Annotated in this window: 32 protein-coding genes and 1 tRNA gene; 17 read left to right on the plus strand and 16 right to left on the minus strand. The window is 67.4% G+C overall.

The window, feature by feature from the left end:
• Window positions 1–32: 32 nt before the first annotated feature.
• Genes FKQ52_RS01255 through grpE form a run of 3 tightly spaced genes read left to right on the plus strand, consistent with a single transcriptional unit; the run spans window position 33 to window position 2,415 of the window.
• Window positions 33–701, plus strand: a complete 669-nt coding sequence (locus FKQ52_RS01255) for a DUF1287 domain-containing protein (RefSeq protein WP_205750818.1) — start codon at window positions 33–35, stop codon at window positions 699–701.
• Entirely contained in the window at window positions 698–1,801 is a 1,104-nt protein-coding gene (gene hrcA, locus FKQ52_RS01260) for a heat-inducible transcriptional repressor HrcA (RefSeq protein ID WP_141625494.1), read from the plus strand. Before FKQ52_RS01255 ends, hrcA begins: the two co-directional genes overlap by 4 nt.
• The gene (grpE, locus tag FKQ52_RS01265) at window positions 1,798–2,415 is read left to right on the plus strand and encodes a nucleotide exchange factor GrpE (protein WP_141625495.1); all 618 of its coding nucleotides are present in this window, start codon (window positions 1,798–1,800) and stop codon (window positions 2,413–2,415) included. The genes hrcA and grpE overlap by 4 nt, the downstream gene beginning before the upstream one ends.
• A gap of 70 nt (window positions 2,416–2,485) precedes the next feature.
• Here grpE and FKQ52_RS01270 read toward each other — a convergent pair whose 3' ends face one another.
• On the minus strand, window positions 2,486–3,388 hold the full coding sequence (locus FKQ52_RS01270; protein ID WP_141625496.1) for a dienelactone hydrolase family protein: 903 nt from the start codon (window positions 3,386–3,388) through the stop codon (window positions 2,486–2,488).
• Window positions 3,389–3,471: 83 nt separating this feature from the next.
• Window positions 3,472–4,092, minus strand: a complete 621-nt coding sequence (locus tag FKQ52_RS01275; RefSeq protein WP_141625497.1) for an alpha-ketoglutarate-dependent dioxygenase AlkB — start codon at window positions 4,090–4,092, stop codon at window positions 3,472–3,474.
• A gap of 78 nt (window positions 4,093–4,170) precedes the next feature.
• Between FKQ52_RS01275 and FKQ52_RS01280 the strand changes: the two genes are divergently transcribed.
• On the plus strand, window positions 4,171–4,797 hold the full coding sequence (locus FKQ52_RS01280) for a hypothetical protein (RefSeq protein WP_141625498.1): 627 nt from the start codon (window positions 4,171–4,173) through the stop codon (window positions 4,795–4,797).
• Window positions 4,798–4,832: 35 nt separating this feature from the next.
• Window positions 4,833–5,243 carry a Tat pathway signal protein gene (locus FKQ52_RS01285; RefSeq protein ID WP_141625499.1) on the plus strand — a complete coding sequence of 137 codons (411 nt, stop codon included), beginning with the start codon at window positions 4,833–4,835 and terminating at the stop codon, window positions 5,241–5,243.
• Between the two features lie 9 nt (window positions 5,244–5,252).
• Here the strand turns inward: FKQ52_RS01285 and FKQ52_RS01290 are convergent, their stop codons facing one another.
• On the minus strand, window positions 5,253–6,227 hold the full coding sequence (locus FKQ52_RS01290; RefSeq protein ID WP_141625500.1) for an ABC transporter ATP-binding protein: 975 nt from the start codon (window positions 6,225–6,227) through the stop codon (window positions 5,253–5,255).
• Window positions 6,228–6,393: 166 nt separating this feature from the next.
• On the opposite strand from FKQ52_RS01290, the gene FKQ52_RS01295 reads away from it, so the two are divergent.
• Together FKQ52_RS01295 and FKQ52_RS01300 are read left to right on the plus strand one after the other, a co-directional pair.
• On the plus strand, window positions 6,394–6,648 hold the full coding sequence (locus tag FKQ52_RS01295; protein ID WP_141625501.1) for a hypothetical protein: 255 nt from the start codon (window positions 6,394–6,396) through the stop codon (window positions 6,646–6,648).
• A gap of 56 nt (window positions 6,649–6,704) precedes the next feature.
• Window positions 6,705–6,935, plus strand: a complete 231-nt coding sequence (locus tag FKQ52_RS01300) for a zinc-finger domain-containing protein (RefSeq protein ID WP_141625502.1) — start codon at window positions 6,705–6,707, stop codon at window positions 6,933–6,935.
• A 4-nt stretch (window positions 6,936–6,939) separates the two neighbouring features.
• Here the strand turns inward: FKQ52_RS01300 and FKQ52_RS01305 are convergent, their stop codons facing one another.
• From FKQ52_RS01305 to FKQ52_RS01315, 3 genes are all read right to left on the minus strand, one after another.
• On the minus strand, window positions 6,940–7,485 hold the full coding sequence (locus FKQ52_RS01305) for a hypothetical protein (protein ID WP_141625503.1): 546 nt from the start codon (window positions 7,483–7,485) through the stop codon (window positions 6,940–6,942).
• Between the two features lie 152 nt (window positions 7,486–7,637).
• On the minus strand, window positions 7,638–9,494 hold the full coding sequence (locus tag FKQ52_RS01310) for a DUF885 family protein (RefSeq protein ID WP_141625504.1): 1,857 nt from the start codon (window positions 9,492–9,494) through the stop codon (window positions 7,638–7,640).
• Window positions 9,495–9,561: 67 nt separating this feature from the next.
• Window positions 9,562–9,873 (minus strand): metalloregulator ArsR/SmtB family transcription factor, encoded by a 312-nt coding sequence (locus tag FKQ52_RS01315; protein WP_141625505.1) that lies wholly within the window; start codon window positions 9,871–9,873, stop codon window positions 9,562–9,564.
• Between the two features lie 89 nt (window positions 9,874–9,962).
• Here FKQ52_RS01315 and FKQ52_RS01320 point away from each other — a divergent pair, with 89 nt between their 5' ends.
• Together FKQ52_RS01320 and FKQ52_RS01325 are read left to right on the plus strand one after the other, a co-directional pair.
• Window positions 9,963–10,382, plus strand: a complete 420-nt coding sequence (locus FKQ52_RS01320; protein ID WP_141625506.1) for a hypothetical protein — start codon at window positions 9,963–9,965, stop codon at window positions 10,380–10,382.
• Window positions 10,366–11,280 (plus strand): acyl-CoA desaturase, encoded by a 915-nt coding sequence (locus tag FKQ52_RS01325; protein WP_141625507.1) that lies wholly within the window; start codon window positions 10,366–10,368, stop codon window positions 11,278–11,280. The genes FKQ52_RS01320 and FKQ52_RS01325 overlap by 17 nt, the downstream gene beginning before the upstream one ends.
• Here the strand turns inward: FKQ52_RS01325 and FKQ52_RS01330 are convergent.
• Entirely contained in the window at window positions 11,277–11,894 is a 618-nt protein-coding gene (locus tag FKQ52_RS01330; RefSeq protein ID WP_141625508.1) for a DUF6655 family protein, read from the minus strand. The genes FKQ52_RS01325 and FKQ52_RS01330 overlap by 4 nt on opposite strands.
• Window positions 11,891–12,331, minus strand: coding sequence for a VOC family protein (locus FKQ52_RS01335; protein ID WP_141625509.1), 441 nt, complete (start codon window positions 12,329–12,331; stop codon window positions 11,891–11,893). Before FKQ52_RS01335 ends, FKQ52_RS01330 begins: the two co-directional genes overlap by 4 nt.
• Before the next feature lie 142 nt (window positions 12,332–12,473).
• Between FKQ52_RS01335 and FKQ52_RS01340 the strand changes: the two genes are divergently transcribed.
• The 3 genes from FKQ52_RS01340 to FKQ52_RS01350 are packed head-to-tail and all read left to right on the plus strand — an operon-like array spanning window position 12,474 to window position 14,226.
• On the plus strand, window positions 12,474–13,052 hold the full coding sequence (locus FKQ52_RS01340; RefSeq protein ID WP_141625510.1) for a YqaA family protein: 579 nt from the start codon (window positions 12,474–12,476) through the stop codon (window positions 13,050–13,052).
• A 45-nt stretch (window positions 13,053–13,097) separates the two neighbouring features.
• Window positions 13,098–13,631 carry a disulfide bond formation protein B gene (locus FKQ52_RS01345; RefSeq protein WP_141625511.1) on the plus strand — a complete coding sequence of 178 codons (534 nt, stop codon included), beginning with the start codon at window positions 13,098–13,100 and terminating at the stop codon, window positions 13,629–13,631.
• Window positions 13,609–14,226: a demethoxyubiquinone hydroxylase family protein gene (locus tag FKQ52_RS01350; RefSeq protein WP_141625512.1), complete on the plus strand. Its 618-nt coding sequence runs from the start codon at window positions 13,609–13,611 to the stop codon at window positions 14,224–14,226. The genes FKQ52_RS01345 and FKQ52_RS01350 overlap by 23 nt, the downstream gene beginning before the upstream one ends.
• 3 nt (window positions 14,227–14,229) lie before the next feature.
• Here FKQ52_RS01350 and FKQ52_RS01355 read toward each other — a convergent pair whose 3' ends face one another.
• The 3 genes from FKQ52_RS01355 to ppa form a co-directional block, all read right to left on the minus strand.
• Window positions 14,230–15,210, minus strand: a complete 981-nt coding sequence (locus tag FKQ52_RS01355) for an esterase-like activity of phytase family protein (RefSeq protein WP_141625513.1) — start codon at window positions 15,208–15,210, stop codon at window positions 14,230–14,232.
• Window positions 15,207–17,081: a cobaltochelatase subunit CobT gene (cobT, locus tag FKQ52_RS01360; RefSeq protein ID WP_141625514.1), complete on the minus strand. Its 1,875-nt coding sequence runs from the start codon at window positions 17,079–17,081 to the stop codon at window positions 15,207–15,209. The genes FKQ52_RS01355 and cobT overlap by 4 nt, the downstream gene beginning before the upstream one ends.
• A 228-nt stretch (window positions 17,082–17,309) precedes the next feature.
• On the minus strand, window positions 17,310–17,867 hold the full coding sequence (gene ppa, locus FKQ52_RS01365) for an inorganic diphosphatase (RefSeq protein ID WP_141625515.1): 558 nt from the start codon (window positions 17,865–17,867) through the stop codon (window positions 17,310–17,312).
• Between the two features lie 167 nt (window positions 17,868–18,034).
• On the opposite strand from ppa, the gene FKQ52_RS01370 reads away from it, so the two are divergent.
• Together FKQ52_RS01370 and FKQ52_RS16720 are read left to right on the plus strand one after the other, a co-directional pair.
• Window positions 18,035–18,718 (plus strand): DUF599 domain-containing protein, encoded by a 684-nt coding sequence (locus tag FKQ52_RS01370; RefSeq protein ID WP_141625516.1) that lies wholly within the window; start codon window positions 18,035–18,037, stop codon window positions 18,716–18,718.
• Between the two features lie 11 nt (window positions 18,719–18,729).
• Complete coding sequence (locus FKQ52_RS16720) at window positions 18,730–18,858, plus strand: hypothetical protein (protein ID WP_255431430.1); 129 nt, start codon at window positions 18,730–18,732, stop codon at window positions 18,856–18,858.
• 113 nt (window positions 18,859–18,971) lie between these two features.
• On the opposite strand, the gene FKQ52_RS01375 is transcribed toward FKQ52_RS16720, so the two are convergent.
• Window positions 18,972–19,808, minus strand: a complete 837-nt coding sequence (locus FKQ52_RS01375; protein WP_240811704.1) for an N-formylglutamate amidohydrolase — start codon at window positions 19,806–19,808, stop codon at window positions 18,972–18,974.
• A gap of 159 nt (window positions 19,809–19,967) precedes the next feature.
• On the opposite strand from FKQ52_RS01375, the gene cpdR reads away from it, so the two are divergent.
• On the plus strand, window positions 19,968–20,324 hold the full coding sequence (gene cpdR / locus FKQ52_RS01380) for a cell cycle two-component system response regulator CpdR (protein ID WP_141625518.1): 357 nt from the start codon (window positions 19,968–19,970) through the stop codon (window positions 20,322–20,324).
• 92 nt (window positions 20,325–20,416) lie between these two features.
• Window positions 20,417–20,491: transfer RNA gene (locus FKQ52_RS01385), tRNA-Val, on the plus strand.
• A 122-nt stretch (window positions 20,492–20,613) separates the two neighbouring features.
• Here the strand turns inward: FKQ52_RS01385 and FKQ52_RS01390 are convergent.
• Window positions 20,614–20,841: a hypothetical protein gene (locus tag FKQ52_RS01390; RefSeq protein ID WP_141625519.1), complete on the minus strand. Its 228-nt coding sequence runs from the start codon at window positions 20,839–20,841 to the stop codon at window positions 20,614–20,616.
• Window positions 20,842–21,099: 258 nt separating this feature from the next.
• Window positions 21,100–22,149, minus strand: coding sequence for an OmpA family protein (locus tag FKQ52_RS01395; protein ID WP_141625520.1), 1,050 nt, complete (start codon window positions 22,147–22,149; stop codon window positions 21,100–21,102).
• Window positions 22,150–22,459: 310 nt separating this feature from the next.
• Here FKQ52_RS01395 and FKQ52_RS01400 point away from each other — a divergent pair, with 310 nt between their 5' ends.
• Entirely contained in the window at window positions 22,460–22,954 is a 495-nt protein-coding gene (locus tag FKQ52_RS01400) for a hypothetical protein (protein WP_141625521.1), read from the plus strand.
• A 103-nt stretch (window positions 22,955–23,057) separates the two neighbouring features.
• Here FKQ52_RS01400 and FKQ52_RS01405 read toward each other — a convergent pair whose 3' ends face one another.
• Both FKQ52_RS01405 and FKQ52_RS01410 read right to left on the minus strand, forming a co-directional pair.
• A complete protein-coding gene (locus FKQ52_RS01405; RefSeq protein WP_141625522.1) occupies window positions 23,058–23,864 on the minus strand; it encodes an alpha/beta hydrolase in 807 nt (268 codons plus the stop codon).
• Between the two features lie 24 nt (window positions 23,865–23,888).
• Window positions 23,889–24,710: an alpha/beta fold hydrolase gene (locus FKQ52_RS01410; protein WP_141625523.1), complete on the minus strand. Its 822-nt coding sequence runs from the start codon at window positions 24,708–24,710 to the stop codon at window positions 23,889–23,891.
• Between the last annotated feature and the right edge of the window lie 84 nt (window positions 24,711–24,794).

The following is a 24,794-nucleotide window of genomic DNA, read 5'->3' on the forward strand; positions in this document are numbered from 1 at the left end:
GAAGCGGTCGCGGCGGTGCTTATCCTGAAACCGTGAGCCTGTATGCCCCCGCCCCGCGCATCGATCGACGTCTCCTGCTGGCCGGGGGACTGGCCGGACTGTTGCCGCTCGGCGCCTGCACGGGCCGCCTGCGGATCAATGCGGCGCCGGGCACGCCCGCCGCCATGGCCCGGGCCGCGCAGGATCAGCTGGGCGTCACGACGGACTATGACGCCGGCTATCGCGCGCTGACCTATCCCGGCGGTGATCCGCCGCGAAAGACCGGGGCCTGCTGTGATGTGATCGTGCGGGCCGCCCGTGACGGATTGGGTCTAGACCTTCAGAAGCTGGTCCACGAGGACATGAGCAAGGCGTTCGACGCCTATCCGGCGACCTGGGGGCTGGCCCGGCCCGACGTCAACATCGATCACCGCCGGGTGCCCAATCTGGAGACCTACTTCCAGCGGGCCGGAGGCGAGCTTTGGCGGGCGAAGGATCGCGAGACCGATGGAGCCTCCTTCCCCGGGGAACTGGAGACGGGCGACATCCTGACCTGGCGGGAAGCCAGCGGGACGACGCATATCGCGCTGGTGACCCGGGGCGGGAAGCGACCGCTGATCCTGCATAATTTCGGGCGGGGCGTGGTCCAGCACGGTCTGGGGCCGATGGGCTTCCGTCGGGCGGCGCACGGCCATTACCGCTGGTCGGGGAGCGTCGCATGAAGTCGCCCCTTCTGACCTCGACGGCGCTGGAAGCCGGCGGGCTGGCCGGGCTGGATCAGCGCGCACGCGACATCTTCCGCCGTATTGTCGAAAGCTATCTGCAGACCGGCGAGCCGGTGGGGTCGCGGACCCTGTCGCTGAGCGGGATCAGCCTGTCGCCCGCCTCGATCCGCAACACCATGCAGGACCTGACACTGGCGGGGCTGCTGGCCTCGCCGCACACCTCGGCGGGGCGGATACCGACCCATGCGGGACTGCGCCTGTTCGTGGACGGCCTGCTGGAGATCGGCGACATCTCGACGGAGGAGCGGCGCGAGATTGATGCGCGGCTGGCCGCCCATTCAGGAAAGCATGGGGGACGCAGTTTCGAGGAGGCGCTGAACGAGGCGTCGTCCCTGTTGTCCGGCCTGGCGGGCGGGGCCTCGATCGTGGCCAGCCCGGTGCGCGACGCCGGGGTCAAGCATGTGGAGTTCGTCGCGCTGGGCCATGATCAGGCGCTGGCGGTGCTGGTCGGCGACGACGGAACGGTGGAGAACCGGCTGATGCCGCTCAAGGCCGGGGTGACGCCCTCGACCCTGCAGGAGGCGTCGAACTTCCTGAACGCCCGGCTGCGCGGGCGCCCGCTGCATGAGGCGCGCACCGAGATGCGCACCGAGCTGGATCTGGCCCGCCGCGAGCTGGATGCGACCGCCGCCCGACTGGTCGAGGACGGACTTGCGGCCTGGTCCGGTGGTGCGGAGCGCGAACGGGCCCTGATCGTGCGGGGACGCGCCAATCTGTTGCAGGACGCCGGGGCGATGGAGGATCTGGAAAAGGTCCGCGTCCTGTTCGACGATCTGGAGCAGAAGGAGCAGTTGATCGGCCTGCTGGACGGGGTGTCCTCGGCCCAGGGTGTCCGCATCTTTATCGGCGCGGAAACGCGACTGTTTTCACTTTCGGGTTCCGCCGTGATCGCGGCGCCCTATATGAGCGGCCGACAGCGGGTGCTGGGCGCCATCGGCGTCATCGGCCCCGCGCGACTGAACTACGCCCGTGTCATCCCGTTGGTGGACTATACCGCCCGGGTGCTGGGCCGGATGCTGGACGGACAAGAAACGTGAACGACACTCCCGACTACGAACCGGAAACCGAACTGGACGCCGACATCGGCGAGGCCGAGGGCTTCGCGGGCGATGATCTGGCGCCGCTGGACGCCGTGATCGCCGAGCGCGACCAGTGGAAGGACCGCGCCCTGCGCGCCGTCGCCGAGGCGGAAAACACCAAGCGTCGGGCCGAGGCCCAGAACAACGACGCGCGCGCCTACGCTATCCAGAAGTTCGCGCGCGATCTGCTGGTGGTGGCCGACAATCTGGAGCGCGCCATCCAGGCCGCGCCCAAGGAGGCCGACGGCGCCGCCGACGGTCTGGTCTCGGGTCTTGAACTGACCCAGAAGGCCCTGTTCTCGGCCTTCGAGGCCAACAACCTCAAGCGCGTCGCGCCGGAGCCGGGCGAGGTCTTCGACCCGCATCTGCATCAGGCGATGATGGAGCAGCCGTCGGATACGGTTCAGGGCGGTCAGGTGATCCAGACCCTTCAGGCCGGATACGCCCTGTTCGGCCGCACCGTGCGCCCGGCCATGGTGGTGGTCGCCGCCAAGGGCTCCGGCGCCGCGGCAGGCAATGCGGCCTATGCCGCCGCCCAGACAAACGGCGGAAATTTCGACGGCAAGGCCTGAGTGGTGAGTAGTGAGTGGTGGTGGGGCGCCACCGCCCGCTCTTTCTCTATTCACTACTCACGAGCGCTTTTCACTTCTTCAGCCGCGTTTCGAAGAAAGCCAGCAACTTCGACCAGCCGTCCGCGGCCGCGTCGGCGCGATAGCTGTCGCGGTAGTCGGCGTGGAAGCCGTGCGGGGCGCCCGGATAGACGATGATCTGGCTGGAGGTCTGGCCCGCGCGGGCCAGGGCGCTGCGCATGGTCTCGACGCTGGGGAGCGGGATGCCGGTGTCGGCCTCGCCGTACAGGCCGAGCACCGGGGACTTCAGATCATCGGCCAGATCGACGGGCCAGGGCTGGCCGGCGGCGGTCTGTGCCGGCGTGGCGTTGGGCGCGGGGGCCAGACGGCCGTACCAGGCGACTCCGGCGTCCAGCATGGCGAAGCGGGCGCAGGCCTGCCAGACCACCTTGCCGCCCCAGCACCAGCCGGTGATCCCCACCTTGTCGCTGTCGGCCCAAAGCTGCTGGCTGACCCAGTCGAGGCTGGCCGAGACATCGCCCATCACCTGCTCATAGCCGGCCGCCGAGACGATCTGCATGATGCGGCTCATGTCCGTCAGCGGGGCCGGATCCTCGACGCGGTCGAAGAACCCGGGGGCGATAGCGGCGTAGCCGGCCTTGGCCAGACGACGGCAGATGTCGCGGATGTATTCGTGCACGCCGAAAATCTCGGACACGACGATGACGACCGGGAAGGGGCCTTCGCCCGCCGGGCGGGCGACGAAAGCGGGCAGGTCGAAGCCGTCCGGGGCCGGATAGGTCACGTCCGCCGTTTCGAGACCCGCGCTGTCCGTGGTGACCGGCCGCGCCTGCGCAGCGAGGGCGGCGGGCGCGTAGCCGGCGAAGAACAGGCCTCCGACGGCGCCGGCGCCCAGAGTGCGGCGGTTCAGGATCATGTCTTCGGCCTGCGGACCTTCGGGGCGGATCAGCGTCATGGGCGGGCTCCGTTTTCTGGTGGCCGGACAGTGGGCGCGGCCCCTTGCGGCGTCGAGTCACGATTGCCGTGAAGTCCGGCTTTCTACGGGCCTGCCCGACGCAGGGTCAGATTGATCCGTCCGCCGCGTTCCAGAAGCGTCGAGGAGCCGGGCAGGAGCCGGTCGATCCCGTGCCGCGCCAGCCGCGCGGGACCGGTCAGGGCGCAGACGTCGCCGGAGGCCAGCCGGACGGAGCGCGTCGGTCCTCCCGCCGCCGGGCCGATCCGGAAGATCGCGGTGTCGCCCAGCGAGACCGACAGGACCGGCGCGTTCAGGTCGGCCTCGTCCCGGTCCTGATGCAGGCCCATTCTGGCCTGGTCGCGATACAGATTGACCAGACAGGCGTCGGGCGGGTCGGGCCAGCCGGTCAGGTCGCGCCACAGGTCGAGCAGGACCGGCGGGATGGGCGGCCATGCCTCCCCGGTGACCGGGTGGGTCGGCTGGTAGCGATAGCCGTCGCGATCCGACACCCAGCCCAACGGGCCGAGGTTGGTCATCCGGACCGAGAAGGGGCGGCCGCCGGGCGTGACCGGTCGGTAGAAGGGGCTGGTCGCCACGGCCGTGCGAAGGTCCCGCAGCAGGGCGGCCTGCGCGTCGGAGTCCAGCGCGCCCGGCCACAGCCGAAAGCCCTCCAGTCCGGTGTCGATCTCGCGCTGCGGAGTCATGACCCTGTTCTAGGGAGCCGCGCGGTCGGGCGGAAGGCGACGGGTGACGAAGTCGGGTCCAGCCGTTAAGCCTTGCCGATGACCCGCGCCCTCTTCCCTGTCGCCCTCGGTCTGATCCTCGCGGGTTGCGGCTCCGGCGAACCGTCAGGGCCGGGCGCGCCCCAGCCGACAGAACTGTCTGTGCTTGAAGCCGGTCATGAGAGCGCGGTGGCGGCGCCGAACAGCTCCATGCGGCTGGTGTCGAAGGGCGACGGCGAGGTTCTGGTGAGCGCGGGTTTCTTCAATCGCAATGCGCTGGCGCGCATCGGCCTGCCCGCGCGGGCGGCGTGGGCCCGGGGGTCGCAGCGGCTGTTCATCAATGATCCGGGCAATGCCGCACTGGGTCGGGTGCGTGTGTTCGATGTGACCTCGAATGGTCGCGGCGCCGAGCTGGCGGATAGTCATCGCGTGGCCGTGGCGGAGCTGGTGCGGCTGAACGGCTGCGCGGCCGCGCCCGAAAGTGATGTGGCGACGAACGGGATCGCCTGGGCCGCGGACGGCGCGCAGCTGTATGTCAGGGCGGAGGTCCGGCGGCGGACGGGCGACTGTCCGTGGGATCAGGTGTCCAGCATCATCGCGGTGGTGGATGTGGAGGGTGGACGGCTTCTGGAGGCCCTGCCCGCCGATGAAGCGCGACGGCGTCATCCCGAACTGCCCGGCGCGTAACGCGGTTTTAAAGCAGGTCGTGCCAGAGGAGGCGAATGGAACGTCGCGCTCTTCTCGGCTTCGCCCCGCTTCTGGCGGGTGTCGCCGCCACCGCCGTCGCCTCGCCTGCCGCCGCATCCGGCGGTGGAGGAAGCTCGTCGGGCAACAGCTATCTCGGCCTGCCGACCGTGACGGGCAATGTGCGCCGCCCCGGCGGAGGGCTGGGCGTGATGACGGTCGAGGTCGGGGTGGATACGCCGGACGCCGCCCTGCGTACCCGCGTGGCCCAGTCCGCACCGCGTCTGCGCGCGGCCTATGCGCAGGTGGTGCAGCAACAGGCCGCGGCCCTGTTGCCCGGCGCGCCGCCGGACATCGAACGTCTGGTCACGGCCCTGCAGGGGGCCACCAATACCGTGATGGGCCGGGCGGGCGCCCGGCTGCTCATCGGCACGGTGATGGTGGTCTGAGCCTCCGGTTCAGTCCTTTGTCGGGTCGACCTGGTTCGCATCGCCGTAGGTCAGGGCCAGGAAGACGTCTTCCAGATCCGGATCCTCGGTCGAGATGTCGGCGATGGTCACGCCCGCCGCGCGGACAGCGGCCAGAACGTGCTCAACCGACGACTGGCCCTTCTTGTAGCTGATGGCGAAGGCGCCGTTCGGGCGAGGCACGACGTCGAAGCCCTCGACGGTCGGCAGGCCGTTCAGTTCGCCCTCGGGCGTCACCACCACATTGCGGGTGTCGAGGCGGCGCAGCAGTTGCGACGTCGGCTCGCAGGCGACCACCTGACCCCGGTTCATGATGGCGATGGTGTCGCAGAGTTCCTGCGCCTCCTCGAGGTAGTGGGTGGTCAGCAGGATGGTCACGCCCTCGGCGTTGATCTTGCGGACATACTCCCACAGCTGACGGCGCAGCTCGACATCGACCCCGGCGGTCGGCTCGTCGAGGATGAGGATGGGCGGATTGTGGACCAGCGCCTTGGCCACCATCAGACGGCGCTTCATGCCGCCTGACAGGGCGCGCACATAGGCGTTGGCCTTGTCTGACAGACCGAGTGCGGCCAGCAGTTCGTCCGAGCGGCGCTCATTCTTCGGCACGCCGTAGAAGCCCGCCTGCACCTCCAGCGCCTCGCGCGGGGTGAAGAAGACGTCGGCGACGATCTCCTGCGGCACGACGCCCAGCGCGGCGGCGGCGTCGCGCGGCGACTTGTCGATATCCCGGCCCCAGATCGAGACCGTGCCGCCGGTCTTGTTCACGATGCCGGAGATGATGTTGATCAGGGTCGACTTGCCCGCCCCGTTCGGTCCCAGAAGACCGAACATCGAGCCGCGCGGGATGACCAGATCGACGCCGCGCAGGGCGGTCTTCGGCGCGGCCTTCTTGGTGCCGGCGTAGGTCTTCTCCAGTCCCCGAACTTCAATGGCGTTTTCGGGGAGGGCTTCGGTCTGGGACATGCGCGGCTTTCGAACAGGGACGGGCCTAAGTAGGCGCGAGGCGGGCTCTCGCCAAGGCGCCCGGAGACAAGGGTGCCTGTCGTTGTGTCAATGATGCTTGACAATGCACCTGTCTATGTCTAGGAAGCTTGTCATTATGGATAGTTTCCTTGACGGAGAAGTTCAAATGACACGCACGAAGATGATCGGTTTTTCGGCCCTGACGGCCTGTGTTCTGGGGTACGGCGCCTCGGCCGCGGTCGTCGTCCTGCAGCGGATGGATGTGCTGAGCCTGCAGGAAGCCCTGTGGTACGGCGTTCCGGCCGCGACGGTCGGCGAGATCGGCCTGTGGGTCGCGGCGGGGTCGCTGGGCTGGAGTCTGTTCCGGAAACGCAAGGCGTTCATTGATCGCGTCTTCCGTCGTCGGCCCGCTGCGGTTTGACGACTGCGCCGGGGCCGCATAGGGAGGCGTTACGCCCATCGCACCAAGGTCGCGCCATGCCTCCCTCCGCCATCATTCCCCCCGCCGAAGAAATCGTGGTGACGGAAAAGCGCGTCGCCTGCGACGGCGGAGGCGGCCCCCTCGGCCACCCGCTCGTCTACATGGATATGGGCGAGGACGACTTCGTCGAGTGCGGCTACTGCGACCGTAAATTCGTGCTGTCGACGAAGAAGAAGGCGCACAGCGACTACCACAGCCCGGCCGCGCGCCCGCCCGAAGCGCACTGAGCCTCTACAAGCGGCATTCCCTGAGTCGGATCGTTGTGAACTCGCCCAGGGACAATGCGTCGTCGCGCGTGAGGTCTTTTGCCGTCCTGTAGCTGTCACGAAGATCTCGTTGCAGAACGTACCAAGCCGCGAAGGTCGTGCGCAGGGTTGGCAGCGAGGCATTCCTGTCCTCAACGAAAATCTTGAGCGGCGGATATCCTCGAGAGTCGAGGGCACCTTTTTCGACCACCTCGGCTATACCGATAGCGATGAGTTCGTTTTCCGCGCCTTGCAGGTTCGCGGACTTCGCGCCGCAGTTCTGTAATTGGCAATCGACGATCAGTCGTGTGCCGCCGGGGTCTGTTTCACCGGTTACCCTGAAGGTTACATCTGCCCCACCGGAGAGAGCTTCTGAGGCTTCCAACGGCGTGAGGCCTTCAAGCTCTGCGAAGGTGCTTCGCCCGGCCTTCCACTCAGCCTTGACGTACATGGCTTGTGATGCGGCAAGTCCGTCATGGCCTTGAACACCCATCATCACTGAAGCCGCCTGAACGAGGTCGGTGGGGGACACCCGAACCTCGACGTCTTGACACCCCTTGGAGGGAGGGACCGCAGAAGGTTCACTGGTGTTCGCTTCAGGAGGAACCGTTGGAACGGTCTCCGTCTTCTCCGTGGCTTGTGTGCATGCCGCCACCCCCAGGGCGGCCAAGAGCATCGCGCGCTTCACGATTGCGGCGCGCCCCCGCCCGCCGCGATCCAGCCGTCGATCTGGGTCTCCAGAACGTCGAGCGGCACCGAGCCCGAACCCAGCACGACCGCGTGGAAGTCGCGGATGTCGAAGCGATCGCCCAGCGCCGTTTGCGCGCGCTGGCGCAGCTCCATGATCTTCAACTCGCCGATCTTGTAGCTGGTCGCCTGACCGGGGCTGGTGATGTAGCGCTCGACCTCCTTCCGGATGTCGCGTTCGGACAGCAGGGAGTTCTGGCGGAAATAGTCCATCGCCTGTTCGCGGGTCCAGCGCTTGGCGTGCAGGCCGGTGTCGGTGACCAGACGCACCGCGCGCCATAGCTCGGTCGAGAGGCGGCCGAAGTCCGAATAAGGGTCCTGATAGAAGCCCATCTCCTTGCCCAGACGCTCGGCGTACAGGCCCCAGCCCTCGGCGTATGCGCCGTAGCCGCCGAAGCGGCGGAAGGACGGCAGGCCCTGCATCTCCTGCGCCCAGGCGATCTGGAAGTGATGGCCCGGCGCCCCCTCGTGGTAGCTGATGCCCTCGATCTGGGGCTTCAGCACCTGGGTCATGTCCGACAGGTTCACATAGTAGATGCCCGGTCGTGAGCCGTCGGGGGCCGGCGAGTTGTAGAAGGCGATGCTGGCGGTGGACTCGCGCCAGGCTTCGACGGCCCGGACTTCCAGCGCGGCCTCGGGCAGGTCGCTGAACCAGCGCGGGGCGGCCTCCATCACCTGGGCGATGAAGGCGCGGGCGTCGGTCAGATACTGCTCCTTGCCCTCCGGCGTGTTCGGATACTGGAAGCGCGGATCGGTCTTCAGCAGGGTGAACATCTCCTGCAGCGAGCCGGTGAAGCCGACGCGATCCATGATCACCTGCATCTCGCCCTGCAGGCGTGAGACCTCGCTGAGGCCGATCTCGTGGATCTGGTCGGCGGTCAGGTCGGTGGTGGTCGAGAGGCGCAGGCGGGCGTTGTAGTAGGCCTCGCCGTCCGGGAGCCGCCAGACCCCGCCGTCGCGATCGGGCATGGCCGCCGCCTGCTGCTGCACCTCGGCCAGAGCCGTCAGCACCCCTTCATAGCCGCGCTTCCATTCGCCGGTCAGGGCCGCGCGGCTTTCCGCCAGCAGGCGGTCCTTTGTCGCCTGATCCGCCTCAAGCGCGCCGATCTTGCGCTGGAAATCCGCCCAGACGGGATTGTCCGCACCGCCGTCGAAGGGCGCGCCGGTGATGATGTTGCGGGTGTTGGCGATGGAGGGTTCGAACACGAAGTTCGGGGAGATGACCCCTTTCGACGCCCGGTCGCGCAGTTCGGCGGCGATCTCGCCCATCACACGCTCGCTGTCGCGCAGGCGCGAGACATAGGCCTCTGCGTCCGGGACGCTGGAGACGCGATGATTGTTGATCATGAAGACCGGCAGGCTGGTCGTCGGATTGCCGTTGGCGGCGAACTGATAACCCCAGTCACGCCACCGGTTCGACAGCCGGGCCTGTTCGACGCCGTACTCGAACAGCCGCATCGACATCCGGCTGTCGGCGCTGAGGTGAGCCGGATCGAACTGCGCCTTCATCTGCGCCAGCTGGCTCTCGGCCAGCGCGAGGGAGCGCTCGGCCGCCGCGTCGGTGGTGTCGTCAAGCCGGTCGTAGTCGGTCTTGAGGCCCAGCGAGGTCATGGTCTGCGGCGAAAGGGCGATCCGCGCCTGCCAGGCCTGTTCGAAGAAGGCCGCCAGTCGGGCGTCCTCGGTCTGGATCGCCGCATCGGCGGAAGCGGGCGCCGGGGTCTGGGCCGAGGACGCAACAGGCGCGCCGGCCAGCACGGCGACGGCGCAGACAGTGGAGACGAGCAGACGACGCATGAAACCCTCCCGAAACAGAGGGGGCGACCTTCGACGCTCGGGCGGATGTGCGCAAGCCGTCGGGAGGTCAGTCCTCGCGGGTCTTGGCGATCTCGGCGCTTTCGGCCTTCAGCGGTTTGGAGACCGGGCAAACCTCCTGCGCATAGCTGTGCAGTGTATTGGCCAGATGGTCGGGCACCAAACTGTAGTGAACGTACTGGCCCTTCTTCTCGCTGGTCACGAGGCCGGCGTTCTCAAGCACGGTCAGGTGCTGGCTGACTGCAGGCTTGGAAATCTCGAACCGCGCCGCGATCTCGCCCGCCGTCAGATCGGTGTGGGCGAGGTAGGCCAGAATCTTTCGACGGATCTGGGAAGAGAGGGCTTCGAACACGCGCTGCATGGCTGCGACATTTAAGCGATTTGCGAACCACTTGCCAGCATGGCGATTTAGGCATTTAAAGAATGTCCTAAATACCGAAAAGGTGGGCGATGACCGCTGAAAGGTTCTTCGACGGTGTGCGGGGTGGGCTTTATGCCTTCATGAGTCTGGCCGCGGGAGGGTTGGTCGCGGGTTTGGTGACATGTCTGGTGTCCTTGTTTGCGGGGTCTCTTGGTTTGTTCATCGGCATCGTCGCTCTGGCGATCTGGCCGATCGGGATGATCTGCGTCGGGGGACCCGTCTGGGCGCTGCTGCATTTGCTTGGCCGCCGCAGCCGGAGCGACGCCCGTCTCGCCGGGAGCGTGGGTGGGGGGCTCTCTGTTCTGATTGTCGGGGGCGGACTGTTCGCAGGAAGCGGCGAGTTTTGGCCGGTCGTGGTGCTGGGGGCGGCAGGGACGCTTGGCGGCCTCGTCGGCGGGAGTGTGGTCTGGACTATGGCTTATGGAGGGCGGCATGACGCACGCGCATGACGACCTCTGCGCGGTCAATAGCCTGATCGAGACGCCCGATTGCTCACCGGTCGAGGGACGGGTGGTCTGGGATCCGGCGCACTCGGTGTGGAACGGCGGGATGCTGGCCGGCGCGCTGGTGCTGGGGCCGTTGACAGTCAGTCCGGGCGCGCTGGCGGTGTTCGCCCTGACGACCGGCGGCGCCCTGCTGCTGGGCCATTCGGTCGGATTTCATCGGGGACTGATCCACGGCAGCTTCAAATGCCCGCTTTGGCTGGAGCATCTGCTGGTCTGGATCGGGACCGCCGTGGGCATGAGCGGACCGTTCTGGATGATCCGCACCCATGATCTGCGTGACTGGGCGCAGCGCCAGTCTGACTGTCATGACTATCTGGCCCACCGACGGCCCATGCTGATTGATGCCATCTGGCAGATGCATTGCCGGCTGGAACTGGCGCATCCGCCCGCCTTTGATATGGGCCGGGTCGGGCGGGACCGTTTCTATCGTTTCCTCGAACGCACATGGATGCTGCAGCAGGTTCCGATCGCGGGCGGGCTCTACCTTCTGGGTGGCTGGGGCTTCGTGGTCTGGGGCGTGTGCGCGCGGGTGTCGGCCTCGGTGGTCGGTCACTGGTTCGTCGGCCATCTGGCGCACCGGCGCGGGCCGCAGAGCTGGCTGGTCGAGGGGGCGGGCGTGCAGGCGCATGATGTGCCCTGGGCCGCGATCCCGACGATGGGCGAGGCCTGGCACAACAATCATCACGCCTTCCCCGGCTCGGCCCGCATCGGCCTGCATCCCGGCCAGAGCGACTGGGGCTACCGGTTCATCCGGTTGCTGGAGAAGGCCGGCTTGGCGTGGGATGTGCGGACGCCCGAGACCATGGGCGCGCGCAAGGTGCTGGTGGCGGCGAAGTCCTAGAACTGACGCCAGCTGTCGCCGGGGTCGCGCTCACCGGGATCGACGCTCTGCTGGCCGAAGGTCAGGATCATGAAGAGCTTGTGGCTGCGGATGCGGAACTGGCCGGTCATCGGCAGGACGCCGCCCAGCGGGGCGCCCGTCTTGGGCTCGTAGAGGAAGCCCGAGAACTCGGCCACGCCGATCCGGTCGCGGCGGCTGTAGACCGACAGTTCCGGGATTGAGACGACGTTGAAGGTCTCGTTGATCGGCACCCGCATGTCCGGAAGACCGAAGACGCGACGCATCTGCTCCAGCGACAGGGCGCCGATGCGCAGTTCAAACACCGCGTCGGCCTCGGCCTTGCTCGGGGCCAGGGCGTAGCCGGCGTCCGACAGGGCGTTGCGGATGGCGCTGACGGCGTAGGGGCTGCTTTCGGCGCGGAAATAGGTGTCGTCCACGAAGACGCGCGAGCCCGCCGGGATCGGCAAGGTCAGGCCCTCGACCGCCCGATCCGCCGCGCGGGCGATCAGCAGCTGCTCCGTCGCGGAGCGCGACGGATAGGTCTCGGATGTGGAGGCGCAGGCCGTCAGGCCCATCAGGGCCACAGGCAGAAGGGCGAAAGCTCTCAAGGTCACCAGCTCCCCGTGTTGGGCATGGAGGCCCAGGGTTCGGCGGGCGCCAGCGGCTCGCCTTCCTGCAGCAGCTCGATGGAGATGCCGTCCGGCGACCGGACGAAGGCCATGTGGCCATCACGGGGCGGACGATTGATGGTCACCCCGCCGTCGGCCAGCCTCTGGCAGGCGGCGTAGATGTCATCGACCTTGTAGGCCAGATGGCCGAAATTGCGGCCGCCGGTGTAGGTCTCGGGATCCCAGTTGTAGGTCAGTTCGACTTCGGGGGCGCGTTCAGCCTCGGAGCGCGCCGTGTCCTTGGGTGCGGCGAGGAAGATCAGGGTGAAGCGGCCCTTCTCGTTCTCCATCCGGCGCATCTCCTGCAGACCCAGAAGGTCGCACCAGAAGCGCAGCGAGGCGTCGAGGTCGGTCACGCGGACCATGGTGTGCAGATAACGCATGGAAATTCCGGGGCCTGGGGAGGGCGAAGGCGGCCTTATAGCGGCGGATCGACGCGACGGCGACTCAACAGGCGTTTCGGCGGATGCGCGGGGCGCCCGGATCGGCTAGAGGCGGTGGCTCGGCTTTTCCGCCGGAGGATTGATGCTTCGCAAGCTTTACGACTGGGTCTTCTCGCTGGCCCGCAGCAAGCACGCCACCAAGTCGTTGGCGGTGGTCTCTTTCGCCGAGAGCTCTTTTTTCCCGATTCCGCCAGACGTGATGCTGGCGCCGATGATCCTGGCGCGGCCGGAGAAGGCCTATTTCTACGCCGGGGTCTGCACCGTGGCCTCGGTGCTGGGCGGCATCGCGGGCTATGCGATCGGCTATTTCCTGACGGATGTCGGCCTGTGGCTGATGAGCGTGCTGGGCCATGCCGAGGGCCTGGAGGAGTTCAAACGCTGGTTTGAGCAATGGGGTCTGGCGGTCATTCTGGTGAAGGGCCTGACGCCCATCCCCTACAAGCTGGTGACCATCGCCTCTGGTCTGGCCGCTTTCAGCTTCCCGGCGTTCGTGGCCGCGTCGGTTGTGACGCGCGGCGGACGCTTCTTCCTGGAAGCCTGGATTCTGAAGACATGGGGCCCGGCCATGCTCGAGATGGTCGAGAAGCGTCTGGCCCTGTGGACGGTGATCGGACTGGTCGTGCTGATCGGCGCCTTCGCGGCGGTGAAGCTGCTCTTCTAAACGCCAATCGACGGACGCCTCCGGCCCGGCTATGAACGTCGTCCGATGAGAGGCTTGTACCGACTCCTGACGCGGTGGTGGACCGCATTCGCCCTGGCCGCTTCGCTGGCCTTGCTGGGCTTTGCCCATGCGTCAGAGGTGATCTGGGACATCTCTCCCTGCAATCTGTGCCTGAAGGCGCGCGAGGTTTACTGGGGCGCCGCCGCCGTTGCCCTGGTGGCGACCCTGTGGCACCTGCTCAGCCGGGGCAGCCGGGGCACTCCGCGCATCGCCGCCTTCCTGCTGGCCGTGATCTTCGCCACGGGCGCCGTGACCTCCGTCTTCCACATGGGCGGCGAGTTGAAGTGGTGGAGCCTGCCGGCGACCTGCATGGGCGGCGGTTCGGTGGATCTGGCCAGCATGGCTTCGCTGGCCATGGGCACCGGCCCGGTCGAGAAGGTGGCCATGTGCGACGCGGTGACGTGGAGCTTCCTCGGCCTGAGCATGGCAGGGTGGAACGCCATCATCGCGGCCGCGCTGGCCGTGTTCAGCCTGCTTGCTGCGAAAAGGCCCAAGGATGCCCGCGCCCCGCGACCCTGATCCCGTTCCGCCGTCGGACACCGTGGTTCACGATGCCCGCCGCATTCCGCTGCCGCGTCCCGGTCGGGGCGCCAGCCAGCGGCGTCGCGGCGAAATCCTGCGGGTCGATCACGCCGGCGAATACGCCGCGGTGCACATCTATCGCGCCCAGCAGGCGGTGTTCGAGGGCCGCCGGGGCAAGGACGCCATCGCCGCCGACATGGCCGAGATGGGGCGTCAGGAAGAGGTGCATCTGGCCCGCTTCAACGCCCTGCTGAACGCCGAGGGGGTCCGCCCGACGGTGATGACCCCGATCTGGCGTCTGGCCGCCCTGACGCTGGGCGCCGGCACGGCCCTGATCAGCGAGAAGGCCGCCCACGCCTGCACCGAGGCGGTCGAGGCCGTCATCGAGGAACACTACGCCGACCAGATCGCGGAACTGCGCGAGCAGGACCCGGCGCTGGCCGCCGAGCTGAGCGTCTTCCGCGATGAGGAGCTGGCCCACCACGATCACGCCGTTGAACACGGCAGCCGCGACGCCCCAGCCTATGAACTGCTCAGCGCGGTCATCAAGGCGGGCTGCAAGGTGGCGATCAAGGTGTCCGAACGGATCTGAGCGCTATCGGGTGACATCGAAGGCCAGCAGCAGTGTCCGCTGCTTCTTCGAGGTGTTGTCGTCCGACAGGATGTAGAGGCGCGTTCCACCCCTGTGGGCGACTGCCGCCAATCCCTCGAAATTGTCCGTCGTACCGGGGAATTTCAGCTCCACCAGAACCGGACCGAGAGTTCCGTCGGCGGCCATGTAACGGAGGTGGGCGCGGACATCGGCAGGCGCGCGGAACAGGCGCTGCAGCACATAGTAGCCGGGGCCTGACGGGTCGCGATCAAGACCGGTGACGCGGAAGTCAGCGTCCGTGGCGGGCAGATCCGGGACCGGGGTTACAGTCGCGCAGGCCTGGGGGCGGCAGTCCCAGACCCCGCCGTTCTCGCCCGTTACACGCCACTCGCCTGCGTGCCCGGCCGAAATGCCTTCCATGCCGTCGTTCAGCGGGAACTCGACGGACGGGTGACGCTCCGGCGTGGGTTGCGTTCGGGGGGCGTCCGGCGCGCCGTAGTTCCAGATGCGGTGATTGCGCTCAAAGCTGATGAACAGGTCGCCCTGCGGGGTGATCAGCAGCCCCTCCGCGTCGCCATCGAACTTCTCAGTGATCGGGGCGCCGTCCAGCAGGGTCAGGCGACGGTACTGCAATCCGTCCACCCCGGTCAGGCGGCCGCGGCGGTCCAGCACCAGCCGACCGCGCACCAGATCGCCCGCATCGCTGACGCTGATGAAGCCGTGCGCGTCGCCGATCAGCTTCAGATCCGACAGGCTGTGCAGGGGCGAGGTGTCGTCCAGAACGATCTCGATCCCGCCCGCGAAGCGGACGTTATCCGCCAGAACCGCGCCGCCGGGCAGGCCGAGGTTGACCGGCCGGGTTCCTGCCGCGGCGGCGGTCCAGCCCGGCAGAAGCGCGGGCGTCGGCGGCAGGGTCGTGACGGTGGCGCAGGCTGACAGGGCCAGCAGGGCGAAGGCGGCGAGCCCACGGCGCAGGGCGATCATGCAGCCTTCCTCCGGCGCTTCGGCGCGCTGTCCCGGGCGTCGAAGAGTTCGGCCAGCTTCTCGATCATGGCGCCGCCCAGCTGTTCCACGTCCACGATGGTCAGGGCGCGGCGATACCAGCGGGTCACGTCGTGGCCGATGCCGATGGCCAGCAATTCGACGGACGATTTCGTCTCAAGCTGCTCGATCACCTGCCGCAGGTGCTTGTCCAGATACAGGGCCGCATTGGCCGACTGGGTCGAGTCATCGACCGGGGAGCCGTCCGAGATGACCATCAGGATGCGACGTTGCTCGGGCCGGGCCATCAGGCGGTCGTGCGCCCACAGCAGGGCCTCGCCGTCGATGTTCTCCTTCAGCAGGCCTTCGCGCATCATCAGGCCGAGATTCTTCTTGGCCCGCCGCCAGGGGGCGTCCGCCGCCTTGTAGATGATGTGGCGCAGGTCGTTCAGGCGTCCCGGACTGGCGGGCTTTCCGGCGGTGATCCAGCTTTCACGGGACAGGCCGCCCTTCCACGCCCGGGTGGTGAAGCCGAGGATTTCCACCTTCACCCCGCACCGTTCCAGCGTCCGCGCCAGAATGTCGGCGCAGACGGCGGCGACCATGATCGGGCGGCCCCGCATGGAGCCGGAGTTGTCCAGCAACAGGGTCACGACGGTGTCGCGGAACGGGCTCTCGCTTTCGGCCTTGAAGCTCAGCGGGCTGGTCGGGTCGGTGACGATGCGGGTCAGGCGGGCGGTGTCCAGCACCCCCTCCTCCAGATCGAAATGCCAGCTGCGGTTCTGTTGGGCCATCAGGCGGCGTTGCAGCTTGTTGGCCAGACGGGCCACCACTGACGAAAGAGCCGTCAGCTGCTGGTCCAGCATGCCGCGCAGTCGTTCCAACTCGGTCGGGTCGCACAGGTCAGCCGCGTCGATGATTTCGTCATAGGCGGTGGTGAAGACGCGGTAGGCGTCGATGGCGCGACCGTCGTCGGCGGTTTGCCGGCGATTGGGCTGGGCGCCCTCGTTCAGCTCCGGACCCTCCTCGGTGGCCTCGCCATTCGGGTCGGCGGGCGAGCCGTCGGGGCGGGCGTCCCGCTCGTCGGCGGCGGTCTGGTCGTCGGTGGCGCCGTCCATCGACTGGCCCTCGCCGCCGCCGGCGTCCTCCTCGTCTTCCTGATCCTCCTCGTCGGCGGCGTCGGGGTCCTGGGGATCGGGCTCGTCCTCGCCGGAGTCCTCGGAGACGTCATCGCCGCGCCCGTCGCCCGGGTCCATGTCCAGGGCCTTGAGCACATCCCTGAGCCGCTCGCCGAAGGCCGCCTGATCCTCGGCCACTTCGGTCAGGGCGTCGAGCTTGCGCCCCGCCTTATTCTCCAGCTCGGTCCGCACGAGGTCCAGCAGGGTTCCGGCCCCGTCAGGCGCCCGTTGTCCGGTCAGTCGCTCGCGCACCAGCAGGGCCACGGCTTCGGCCACTGGCACGCGCTCGGCGTCGGTGATGCGCAGGGCGCCCGACTTCTCAAGTCGGGTCAGCAGGGCGGAGTTCATGTTGGCGCGCACACCGGCCAAAGACTGCGAGCCCACGGCCTCGACCCGCGCCTGCTCGACCGCGTCGAACACCTCGGCCGCCTTGCTGTCGATGGGGCGCAGGCGGGCGCTGACGCTCTCGTCATGATTGGCCAGTCGCAGGGCCAGCCGGTCGGCCTGGCCGCGCAGACTGGCGCTCTCCGGAGCGCCCGGATCGCGCGGGGGATGTGGCAGCGTCAGGACGCCGTTTGACAGCTTCGGTCCGTCCGAGCCGAACACGACCTCCAGCTCCGACTGTTCGGCCAGCGCGCGGGCGGCGTGCGCCAGGGCGCGTTTGAACAGGTCTGCAGGGGTCTCGGCGGCGGCCATGGGCGACACTTAGCGGACCGGGCGCTGAGGGGAAGGGGCGTTATGATCCCGGGAACCCTGTCGGGCGGAAAATGAGGGCTGATTGAACGGAGGCTGTCTTGAGCCCGGCGGCCCCGGAAAGCGTCTGCAGTCGAGGATCCGAACGGTGGAACGTCCGGCGCCGAGGCCCTGAAACGGAAAAGGCCCCGGCGTCTCCACCGGGGCCTTCGCAATATCTGATCGGAAGGATCAGGCCGCGTTGGCGGCCTTGGCCTTTTTCTTCTCGTCGGCGGCCTTGATGCCGGCGGCGATCAGTTCGGCGGCTTCGCCGGCGTCGCCCCAGCCCTTGACCGTGACCGACTTGCCCTTCTCCAGATCCTTGTAGCGGGTGAAGAAGTGCTCGATCTGCTCGACCAGAATGGCGGGCAGCTGACGGTAGCTGGCGATGTCCGTGTAGTACGGGTTCAGCTTGTCGACCGGCACGGCCAGAATCTTTTCGTCGCCACCGGCTTCATCGACCATCTTCAGCACGCCGATCGGGCGGCAGCGGATGACGCAGCCCGGAACGACCGGGGTCGGGTTCAGCACGATCACATCGCAGGGATCGCCGTCGTCCGACAGGGTGTGCGGGATGAAGCCATAGTTGCCCGGATAGTACATGGCGGTGTGCAGGAAGCGGTCGACGAACAGCGCGCCCGACTCCTTGTCCATTTCGTACTTCACCGGCAGGCCGCCCTGCGGGATCTCGATGACGACGTTGATGTCCCAGGGCGGGTTCGGGCCGACGGGGATGGCGTCGAGGTTCATGACGGGCTCGTCTATATTGCATATGCGAACGGGAAGGCCCGGCGTGATAGGCCCGCACGGCGTCCGAAGCAAGGCGGCGGCGTCGTTAAGGACGGCGGTTCGCACGGTCCCGGCTTGAGCCGGGGGGCGATGCGGGCGACCATGGCGTGTCGGCGCAAGGAGCAAGAATGACGACCCTGGACTATGTGGCGCTGGGCCTCTTCTTTGTCTGCTGGCTGGGCTACGAGCCATTGCTCAAGCTGCTCGCCCGTCGCTCCGGCACCCTGAACGACGACATGACCATCGTCCGCCGTGTCTGGATGACGGCGATGACCCATCGGGAGATCCGGCTGGTCGACAGCCAGTTGATGGGTCACTCGATCAATTCGGCCATTTTTTTCGCCTCCACCAACCTGCTGCTGATCGCGGCCGTCGGCGGTATCCTGTTCGGCGGGCAGGCGGCCCTGGAAGGCTTCGCTTCGGTGGGCGCGGAAGCCGTGCCGACCCGCGTGCTGGAGGCCAAGCTGGCCCTGATCCTGATCTGTCTGGTGCGCGGCCTGCTGGATTTCATCTGGTCGCTGCGTCAGATGAACTACACCCTGGCCCTGATCGGAGCCGCGCCGGAAATCCATACCGAGGCGGATCGGGTGGCGCTGGGCGAGGCGGCGACCAATCTGTTGAACCCGGCGCTGGGCGCCTTCAGTCAGGGGGTGCGGGGTTACTACTTCGCCCTGGCCGCGGCGGCCTGGCTTTTCGGGCCGTTGTGGCTTGCCGCCGGGGTGGCCGCGTCATTCTGCCTGCTCGTCTGGCGGCAATCCGGGTCACCCGCGGCGCGGGCGATCCGCAGCGCCCGGCGACTGTTGGAGCCCTGAAATCCGGCGACATGGCCATGCTTATTCGCAAGCGCGTTGTGCTCACGGTGATTTTTTCCGCTGAAAGCGGTTACGAGGCTGAAAAATGGCAGAAGGATGCCGTTACATGCCGTGAACGCAGGCGCGAAATACCCGCTTGACCGTTTGTGCACTGCACACTAACTTCATTTTCGACGCCGCGAGGCGTCATGCCCTTCCTGGGCGTTTCCTCCCTATAGACTTTATATGCCGCGCCTTCGGGCGCGGCTTTTTTTTATGTCCCGAGGTCCGCCGAGGCGAGGGCGGCGATGACGCGCGCCACGCCCTTTTCCGTTCGTGACCAGCCGTATCCCGGGCGCCGCTCGGCCTCATCGAAATACAGGGCGCGATTCAGCTCGATCTGGATGGCGTGGAAACCTTCGTCCGGGCGGCCCCAGTTCTGCGTCGTCCAGCCGCCCGCATAGGGGTGGTTCAGCGCCACCCGCCAGCCCAGCGCCTCGAAGGCAGCCCGCAGGGTGCGCGTCAGTTCCGCGGTGCAGGAGGAGCCGTGCCGGTCGCCCAGCACCACATCCGGACCGCGGGGGCCGCCGGGCGCGCGCGTCGCCCGTTCGGGCATGGAGTGCCAGTCGATCAGGACGGCGGAGCCATGCCGATCCCTCGCCGCGTGCATCTCGGCCTCCAGGGCGGCGGTCCAGGGCGCATGAACCCGGGCCAGGCGCGCGTGAGCCTCCGCCTGTGTCAGTCGTCTCGAATACAGCGGGCGTCCATCGCCGGTGAGGCGGGGAATGACGCCGTAGCCCGCCGCCGAACGCGGCGAGGCTGGTTGATCGAGACCCTCGATCAACTGCGGGTCCAGATCCGTCGGGTCGCGGTTCAGGTCGACATAGGCGCGGCCGTGCCGGGCCAGCAGCAAGGTCGCCCCGTGAGCGGGGCCGGAGGCGATCAGACGATCAACCAGCGCATCCTCGGCGCTGCGCAGGCTCGCCTCCGTCAGCGTCGGCTCCACCCCCATGTCGTCGGGATACAGGCCGCCGGAATGGGGGGAGGCGAACACCAGCCGGCCGGGCGCGAACGGGCGCACGACCGTTATGGCCTCGCCAGCGTCCCTCACTGCATCTGTCCCGGCGCCGGTCATTTGTCCCGCATAGCCTGTTTCGTCCCGCCATCCACAGGCCCGGGGATGATCCCTACGGCGTTTTTCATGGCGGATTTACCAGTCGGGGCGTAGCGTTCCTTTCCAAGACGATCCGGGGCGGACGACGAAAGACCTATGGCGCGCATCCTTCTGGCTGAAGACGACACCTCGCTTCGCGGCTTCCTGACCCGTGCGCTCGAGCGCGCCGGCCACTCGGTCGTCGACTGCGAGAACGGCGATGACGCCATCGACGCCCTTGACCAAGGGCCGTGGGACCTTCTGCTGACGGACATCGTGATGCCAGGCGCAGATGGTATCGAGGTCGCCCGTGTCGCCGCCGCCCGCCAGCCGGGCATCCGCATCATGTTCATCACCGGCTTCGCCGCCGTGGCCCTGTCGGCCGCCCAGGCCAGTCCGCAGGCGAAGGTCTTGTCCAAGCCGGTCCACCTGCGCGATCTGGTGGGTGAGGTCGAACGGATGGTCGCCGCGTAAATTCAGCGGCTTTTGCCCTTGCGGTCTGTCAGCCCATCGGGTTATAGACCGCGCCTTCCCGCCCGGGGGCTAGTCTTTCGGGCCGTCAAGGCGGACGCGTAGCTCAGCGGGAGAGCACTACGTTGACATCGTAGGGGTCACAGGTTCAATCCCTGTCGCGTCCACCATTCCTTCCCTTTCACAGCTGTGGTTTCGGGCGAATCGACTTTGCCGATCGGCGCCCGTGTGATCGGGATGGATGGCCGAGCGGATGCATGTCAGTCGGCCTCTTCTCCATGGAAGAGCCAGCCTAGTTAAACTCCGACCGTTGCGCCTTTTCGGCTTCCCGACGCGCAGCCCGATCCTGGGCCTGGGCCTGGTCCATGTGCGCCACAGCCTCGGCGGAGGCCTGGTCGTCGGCAATTGTCCGGCCGGGCTTCAGAAACGCAATGCCCACGAGAATCACCACGGCCAAGGCGAGGGCTGCCAGCAGGACGAAGCCACGCTTCTCCCATTTTGCGCGGTCGTGATGTGACATGGCCATGCCCCTTAACCGTCAAGTCTGATGGCGGTTGCATGGTGTGATTTCATGAGAAAGAGGCGGCCCCCGCCGTGGGAGCCGCCGCGATGCCCCGGGCGCAGCAATGCGCTTCGGATGTCCGATGGTCGCAAGGCGGTTGTTCCGCTTAGACCTGATCAAAAGAAAACCGCCGGTCCTGAGAGAACCGGCGGCCTTCTGGTCGCATCAACCGGGCTTCCCCTCGGGCAGACCGGAAGCCCTGATCAGTTTCCGGATTTAGCGGAAGCTGATGCCGACGGTGGCGCGACGGTTGAGCGGCTCACGCACGCCGTCGGCGGTGGCGCGGGCCAGGTCGGTTTCACCCTTGCCGTCCAGCGAGATCACGCCGCCGTTGACGCCTTGGGCGACCAGGGCGTCAGCCACGGTGCGCGAACGACGGTTCGACAGGCCGATGTTGTACGCCGCCGAACCCGAGGTGTCGGCGTGGCCGACGATCAGGATGCGCGTCGGACGACCCGACTTGGCGTAGTTGGCGGCCTGCGTGACCACCGACTGGGCTTCGGCCGTCAGGTCCGAGCGATCCCAGTCGAAGTACACCACGAACTCCCGATCCTGCGGCACGGTCGGCGCCGGGCGCGGCGGCGGCGGCGGGGCGGGGGGAGCGGGCGGCGGAGGCGGAGGCGGCGGGGCCACGACCGGCGGCGGCGGAGCCGCGACGGCGCCGAACGAATAGCGCAGGCCGAGGGTCACCGAGTGGTCCTCGAAATCGCCCGAGAAGCTGTCGACGCCATCCGACATCTCCAGATCGGCGACGTTCAGGTAGCGATACGTCAGATCGAGGCTGGCGCGTTCGGTCATCCGCCAAGCAGCGCCGGCCAGCAGTTGCCAGCCGAAGGCGGTGTCATCGACATCCTCGATCTCGACCTTGGCGGCGCCCACGCCAGCGCCGACGAACGGACGGAACGCGGCATCACGGTTGCCGAAGTCATACAGCACATTCGCCATCAGGGAGGTGGCGCTGGCGTCGACGTCCGACACGGTCAGCCCGTCGAACTCGAGCTCGTCGCTCTCGCGATAACCGGCCTCGGCTTCAATCCGCCAGTTGGCGTTCAGGCGATAGCCCAGACGACCAAAACCGGCCCAGTTGTCACCGGCCTTGACCTCGACCGGGGCGCAGACGACGCCGCTACAGGCTTCCCAGTCGTTGCTTTGCGGCCAGTGGTAGCCGATGTCGCCCGCGACGTAGACGCCGTCCGGATCGGCGAGCGCCGGGGTGGCGCCGAACAGTGCGAGGAGGGCGGCTCCCGCCATCAATTGCTTTTTCATGTTTTCTCCTTCTCGCAGGAAGGAGGTCCCACGAGCGGAGGTTAAAAGACGAAGCCCGCGAGCGGTTGCATCGGCCCTCGAGGCTTGTGTGGCTGACCGGAAGAGTGTGGCGCCAAAGCCGCAGTTCGGGCCCGCTGCCGGGGTGGCGCGGTTGCCGGGGCTGCGCTGGGTGTGAGTGTCCCGGCGCCAGACGGCCTCCGAAGCGCGGCGGACGGTGTGCGTCGGCCTTCCGCGCGCCCAACGCTGTTCGCTCTGGCCCCAAGACGGGTCCTGTGAGAGGCTGCGCCGGGCAACGATGCGGGAGGCGTCAATGAAAGGGTTTCTGGCGTTTCTGGTCCTCCAGACCATCAGCGTTCCGGCCTATTCTCCGCCGGCCGCCTTGCCGGAACCCGCGCCGGATCAACTCAGTCTGGTGGTCGCCACCACGGTGTCCGAGACCGACCCCCAGCCCCTGTGTGATCGACCGAACTGCACCTCGCTGTTTCTCGGGCGCTACAGGGAGGCGGTGACGCTCGCCGGTCCGATCACGCCGATGGATTTCGTCGCGCGGGTGGAAATGGGGTCGCCGTGGATCCGTCCTTACCGGCTGGCTCTGATCGTCGAACAGCGACCGGGGAAGGAGCCTCTGGTCCGGGCCATGACCGGTTTCAGCCAGCGGTCCGGCAAGGCCTGCTTCCAGGCCGGACAGCTCAGCGGCCTGCGGTGGTCGCCGGAAGGCCCCGGCATTTCACGTGAGGCCGGTGCGCTCTGCGTCAGCGAGACGCCACAGGCGGGCGACGCCCAAGGATCGAATTCGGGACGATAGCCCTCCACGGGATCGCTGGCGCGGAAACTCTCCTCCAGCGCCTCATCCAGCCGATCATCCGGAGTCCCGGCGAGTTCTTCGCCATCCATGGTGCGGTCAGGGCTCAGGGCTTCGTCTCATCCAGTGTTTGCGCCCAGCGCAGGCAGACATCGGCGACCTCTTCCCGGCCAGGTTCGGCCAGCAGCAGGTGGGACCGGCCGGGGAAGCGGTGAAAGTCCGTTCGGGCGGCGGATCGGGACTGAATGCGCCACGCCGCGCGCGACAGATAGGGAGTCACCAGCCGGTCCCGGTCACCGGAGGTGATCAGCAGGGGCTGGGTCCGTCTGCGGGGATCAATCCGCGTCCCGGCCCAGAACGCGGCCTGATAGAAGACTCGCCCCGGCGTCGGGATCACATAGGTGTCGTAGGAACTGTTCTGCAGGCCGACCGGCGCGGCGTTGGCGAAGCGGGCAGCCCAGCGAGAGCGGCTCATCGCATAGGGACGGTTCCACCCGTTCCAGCGCAGGATCGGAGGCAGGGCGGCGGTCAGCGTCCACCCGCCGGGAATGATCCCGCCGATCGGGGCCGGATTGATCGCGATCCCGGCCCGGCCGACGCCTCGATCAAGCAGCATCTGTGCGAACAGGCCGCCGAAGGAATGGCCGACCAGCAAGGGCGGTGACGGCAAGGCCTCGATCACAGCCTGCAATTCATCGACGATCCGGCCGACCGTCAGACCCCCCAATTCCGCAGGCGCAGAGGCGTTCAGCGATGCCGCTGAACGCCCCTTCAATACATCCCAGGTGGGCGTCAGCACGGTCCAGCCGCCGTCCTCCCACGGCTTTCGGAAGTCCGCCCAGGAGTCCGTCGTGACCCAGAGGCCGTGGATCAGAACAACCGTTCTGTCAGCTGCCTTTCCCGCGTCGGCCATGACGGACTCCCTTCGACGGGGGGATCAGCTGCGGATGAACTCCAGCAGGTCGGCGTTCAGGCGATCCTGTTCGACGGTGGCGAGGCCGTGCGAGCCGCCCTCATAGACCTTCAGGATCGAGCCCTTGACGATCTCGTGCGACTTGCGCGCGGCGGCGTCGATGGGGACGATCTGGTCGTCGTCGCCGTGGATGATCAGGGTCGGCTTGTCGAACTTCTCAAGGTCCGGGGTGTAATCCACTTCCGAGAACTCGCGGATGCAGTCCAGCTGCCCCTTGATGCCGCCCATCATGCCCTGCAGCCAGAAGCTCTCACGGACGCCTTCCGAAATCTTCGCGCCCGGCCGGTTGTACCCGTAGAACGGAATGGTCAGGTCCTTGAAGAACTGGCTGCGGTCCGCATAGGTCCCCTGACGGATGCCGTCGAACACCTCGATCGGCAGGCCGCCCGGATTGGCCTCGGTCTTCAGCATCAGCGGGGGCACGGCGCCGATCAGCACGATCCTGGCGACACGGCTGGAGCCGTGGCGACCCACGTAGTGGGTGATCTCGCCGCCCCCGGTCGAGTGGCCGACCAACACGAGATCCTTCAGGTCCAGCGTCTCGATCAGGGCGTGCAGGTCGTCGGCGTACTGGTCCATGTGGTTGCCGTCCCAGGTCTGGTCCGAGCGGCCGTGGCTGCGGCGGTCATGGGCGATGACGCGATAGCCGTTCGAGCCGAGAAACTGCATCTGGGCGTCCCAGGCGTCGCCGCTCAGCGGCCAGCCGTGGCTGAACAGGACCGGCTGGCCCTTGCCCCAGTCCTTGTAGAAAATCTGGGCGCCGTCGTTCGCGGTGATGAAGGCCATTGCAGTCTCTCCTGAAGGTCCGGCGGGGCCGGTTGTGTATGTTTGACGAGAGGATCATCGCCCGGGATCGCCGGTGTGGAAACG

Origin of the sequence: Brevundimonas sp. M20, from assembly GCF_006547065.1 — a bacterium.
Taxonomy (GTDB): Bacteria; Pseudomonadota; Alphaproteobacteria; order Caulobacterales; family Caulobacteraceae; genus Brevundimonas.

Bases quoted from the DNA above. Each gene is read 5' to 3' on its own strand.
- hrcA (WP_141625494.1), top strand. From the start codon at position 698: ATGAAGTCGCCCCTTCTGACCTCGACGGCGCTGGAAGCCGGCGGGCTG.
- FKQ52_RS01270 (WP_141625496.1), bottom strand. From the start codon at position 3,388: ATGACGCTGATCCGCCCCGAAGGTCCGCAGGCCGAAGACATGATCCTG.
- FKQ52_RS01275 (WP_141625497.1), bottom strand. From the start codon at position 4,092: ATGACTCCGCAGCGCGAGATCGACACCGGACTGGAGGGCTTTCGGCTG.
- FKQ52_RS01280 (WP_141625498.1), top strand. From the start codon at position 4,171: ATGACCCGCGCCCTCTTCCCTGTCGCCCTCGGTCTGATCCTCGCGGGT.
- FKQ52_RS01285 (WP_141625499.1), top strand. From the start codon at position 4,833: ATGGAACGTCGCGCTCTTCTCGGCTTCGCCCCGCTTCTGGCGGGTGTC.
- FKQ52_RS01290 (WP_141625500.1), bottom strand. From the start codon at position 6,227: ATGTCCCAGACCGAAGCCCTCCCCGAAAACGCCATTGAAGTTCGGGGA.
- FKQ52_RS01295 (WP_141625501.1), top strand. From the start codon at position 6,394: ATGACACGCACGAAGATGATCGGTTTTTCGGCCCTGACGGCCTGTGTT.
- FKQ52_RS01300 (WP_141625502.1), top strand. From the start codon at position 6,705: ATGCCTCCCTCCGCCATCATTCCCCCCGCCGAAGAAATCGTGGTGACG.
- FKQ52_RS01310 (WP_141625504.1), bottom strand. From the start codon at position 9,494: ATGCGTCGTCTGCTCGTCTCCACTGTCTGCGCCGTCGCCGTGCTGGCC.
- FKQ52_RS01315 (WP_141625505.1), bottom strand. From the start codon at position 9,873: ATGCAGCGCGTGTTCGAAGCCCTCTCTTCCCAGATCCGTCGAAAGATT.
- FKQ52_RS01320 (WP_141625506.1), top strand. From the start codon at position 9,963: ATGACCGCTGAAAGGTTCTTCGACGGTGTGCGGGGTGGGCTTTATGCC.
- FKQ52_RS01325 (WP_141625507.1), top strand. From the start codon at position 10,366: ATGACGCACGCGCATGACGACCTCTGCGCGGTCAATAGCCTGATCGAG.
- FKQ52_RS01335 (WP_141625509.1), bottom strand. From the start codon at position 12,331: ATGCGTTATCTGCACACCATGGTCCGCGTGACCGACCTCGACGCCTCG.
- FKQ52_RS01340 (WP_141625510.1), top strand. From the start codon at position 12,474: ATGCTTCGCAAGCTTTACGACTGGGTCTTCTCGCTGGCCCGCAGCAAG.
- FKQ52_RS01345 (WP_141625511.1), top strand. From the start codon at position 13,098: ATGAGAGGCTTGTACCGACTCCTGACGCGGTGGTGGACCGCATTCGCC.
- FKQ52_RS01350 (WP_141625512.1), top strand. From the start codon at position 13,609: ATGCCCGCGCCCCGCGACCCTGATCCCGTTCCGCCGTCGGACACCGTG.
- FKQ52_RS01355 (WP_141625513.1), bottom strand. From the start codon at position 15,210: ATGATCGCCCTGCGCCGTGGGCTCGCCGCCTTCGCCCTGCTGGCCCTG.
- cobT (WP_141625514.1), bottom strand. From the start codon at position 17,081: ATGGCCGCCGCCGAGACCCCTGCAGACCTGTTCAAACGCGCCCTGGCG.
- ppa (WP_141625515.1), bottom strand. From the start codon at position 17,867: ATGAACCTCGACGCCATCCCCGTCGGCCCGAACCCGCCCTGGGACATC.
- FKQ52_RS01370 (WP_141625516.1), top strand. From the start codon at position 18,035: ATGACGACCCTGGACTATGTGGCGCTGGGCCTCTTCTTTGTCTGCTGG.
- FKQ52_RS16720 (WP_255431430.1), top strand. From the start codon at position 18,730: ATGGCCATGCTTATTCGCAAGCGCGTTGTGCTCACGGTGATTTTTTCC.
- cpdR (WP_141625518.1), top strand. From the start codon at position 19,968: ATGGCGCGCATCCTTCTGGCTGAAGACGACACCTCGCTTCGCGGCTTC.
- FKQ52_RS01390 (WP_141625519.1), bottom strand. From the start codon at position 20,841: ATGTCACATCACGACCGCGCAAAATGGGAGAAGCGTGGCTTCGTCCTG.
- FKQ52_RS01395 (WP_141625520.1), bottom strand. From the start codon at position 22,149: ATGAAAAAGCAATTGATGGCGGGAGCCGCCCTCCTCGCACTGTTCGGC.
- FKQ52_RS01400 (WP_141625521.1), top strand. From the start codon at position 22,460: ATGAAAGGGTTTCTGGCGTTTCTGGTCCTCCAGACCATCAGCGTTCCG.
- FKQ52_RS01405 (WP_141625522.1), bottom strand. From the start codon at position 23,864: ATGGCCGACGCGGGAAAGGCAGCTGACAGAACGGTTGTTCTGATCCAC.
- FKQ52_RS01410 (WP_141625523.1), bottom strand. From the start codon at position 24,710: ATGGCCTTCATCACCGCGAACGACGGCGCCCAGATTTTCTACAAGGAC.